Here is a 2,564-nt window from a genome sequence, read left to right on the forward strand (position 1 = left end):
TGCGTATTTCGGATGAAGGTGACCGGCCGTTTCGGGATCGTGACCGGCGATTTCGGCAACGTGACCGGCCGTTTCGGCAACGTGACCGAGCGAACCGCACGGCAGGATTGGCGTTGCGCATGACATCAACCACGCGGGTTATGCTCGCCGGCTTTGGCCGGAGAGACGATGCCCGCGCACCGGATGAACATGCGCATGATCAAGGACGTTTTACGACTTAAATTTGACGCCGGCTTCTCGCACGATCGAATCGCCGCGTCGCTGGGCATTTCCAAGGGTGTGGTCACGAAGTACGTCGGGCTGGCTGGTGCCGCCGGGCTGGACTGGGCGAGCGCTTGCGACATGGACGAAGGCGAGCTCGAGCGGCGGCTGCTTGGCAAGCCCACCGGACCCGCTGCCTATGCTCAACCCGACTACGGGCGCATCCATCAAGAGCTACGCCGCAAAGGCGTGACCCTGACGTTGTTGTGGGAGGAGTACCAGGCCGAGTTTGCGAATCGGCAGACCTACCGCTATACGCAGTTCTGTGAGCACTATAAGGCGTTCGCTAAACGCCTGAAGCGCTCGATGCGGCAGATTCATCGTGCTGGCGAGAAGCTGTTCGTCGACTTCGCCGGCCCCACGCTGCCGCTGACGACGGGGCGCCGCGCGCACATCTTTGTGGCCGCCATGGGCGCATCGAGTTACACGTTCGCATGCGCCACGCCAGCCGAGACGATGGAGGACTGGCTGGGCGGTATCGGCCGCGCGCTGACCTTCTACGGCGGTGTTCCGCAATTGATCGTGCCGGACAACCCGCGTGCGATGATCGCTGACCCTGACCGTTACGAGCCGCGCGCAGGCGACACCGTGCTGGACTTCGCGCGTCACTACGGCACCTCATTCCTGCCTGCGCGCGTCTATCGCCCTCAGGATAAGCCGAAGGTTGAGGTGGCGGTTCAGATCGTCGAGCGCTGGATCATGGCGCGCCTGCGTCATCATCGATTCGAAACTATTGAGTCGGTCAACGACGCGATCCGCCCGCTACTGAAGAACCTGAACGGGCGTCCGTTTCAGAAGCTGCCGGGATGCCGCGCCACTGCATTTTCCGAACTGGACGCGCCGGCTTTACAACCGCTGCCGGTGCAGCCGTATGAGCTCGCGCGGTTCAAGTCGGTCACGGTCCACATTGACTATCACGTCGAGATCGACAAACACCGCTACAGCGTTCCGCAGGCGCTAGTCGGACTCAAGCTCGATGCGCGCATCACGGCAGGCGCCGTCGAGTTGCTGCATCGCGGCCGCCGCGTGGCCAGCCACGCCCGCAACGATCGCGTGGGAGGCTACACGACAGTCGTAGAGCACATGCCGGCGGCACACCGCGCCCATCTCGAATGGACACCACAGCGCCTCATTCACTGGGGCCAGCAGATTGGCGGAGCAACCGGCGCGCTAGTTACTCGGCTTCTCCGAGAGCAACGCCATCCCGAACACGGTTATCGGGCGTGCCTTGGACTGCTCTCGCTCTCTCGTCGCTACGGCCACGAGCGTCTGGAAGCGGCGTGCGCATTGGCACTCGAACTGGGCGTACACCGTTACCGCCACGTGCGCGACATCCTGATCAACAACCGCGACCGCGCCGCAGCAACAACGCCGGTTGAATGGATCAGCCCAAGCCACGCGCATGTGCGCGGCCCCAGCTACTACCAATAAAGAGAACCCACCATGATGATGCAACAGACATTGACGCAACTGCGCACCTTGAAGCTGGATGGCTTCGCAGACGGATTGGAAGAGCAACTGACGCAGCCCGGCACGGCAGCCCTCAGCTTTGAGGAACGCTTGTCATTGTTGGTCGACCGGGAAGCCAACTGGCGCGACGATCGCCGTCGTACCCGACTGCTTAAGCAAGCGCGGCTGAAGTATCCGCAGGCCGCCATCGAAGATCTAGATACTCGCGCGGGACGGGGCGTCGACCCACGTTCGATCACAAGCCTGGCTCTGGGCGACTGGGTTGAAGCCGGATACAGCCTGCTCATTAGCGGCGCGACGGGCGCAGGCAAGTCATGGCTCGCGTGCGCCTTGGCGCAGTATGCCTGCCGACGCGGGCACTCCGCGTTGTATCTGCGCGTGCCGCGATTGGGCGAAGAACTGCGTGTCCTGCACGGCAACGGCGGCTTCACCAAATGGCTGCTTCAGCTAGCTCGCATTGATGTTCTTGTGCTCGACGATTGGGGAATGGCTCCGCTCGATGCGATGGTTCGAAACGATCTGCTCGAGATGATTGACGACCGTTCTGCCGGCAAGGCCACGATCGTAACCAGTCAGCTACCGATCGAGCACTGGCATGGCTGGATCGGCGACGAGACCATCGCCGACGCGATGCTTGACCGCCTCATGCACCGTCACCACCGCATCAAACTGACAGGCGAATCTCTAAGAAAGCCATCTCCGAAGTCCAGCGTACTGGAACCAGAACTCGACCAAAACTAGGGAGGAACTCTACAATCGAAACAGCGCAACGCCCAACCTCGCCGAATCGGTCACGTTCCCGAAATCAGCGGTCACGTTCACCGAAATACGCA

Annotated in this window: 2 protein-coding genes; both read left to right on the forward strand. The window is 61.9% G+C overall.

All coding sequences use genetic code 11. From position 1 onward, the window contains the following. The first annotated feature begins 168 nt into the window (after positions 1–168). Positions 169–1,692 carry an IS21 family transposase gene (gene istA / locus AB6809_RS36055; RefSeq protein WP_371028589.1) on the forward strand — a complete coding sequence of 508 codons (1,524 nt, stop codon included), beginning with the start codon at positions 169–171 and terminating at the stop codon, positions 1,690–1,692. 12 nt (positions 1,693–1,704) lie between these two features. Then, entirely contained in the window at positions 1,705–2,472 is a 768-nt protein-coding gene (gene istB / locus AB6809_RS36060) for an IS21-like element helper ATPase IstB (protein ID WP_371028590.1), read from the forward strand. Positions 2,473–2,564: the final 92 nt, after the last annotated feature.

This window comes from Paraburkholderia sp. RCC_158, from assembly GCF_041355255.1.
GTDB classification, from domain to species: Bacteria; Pseudomonadota; Gammaproteobacteria; order Burkholderiales; family Burkholderiaceae; genus Paraburkholderia; species Paraburkholderia graminis.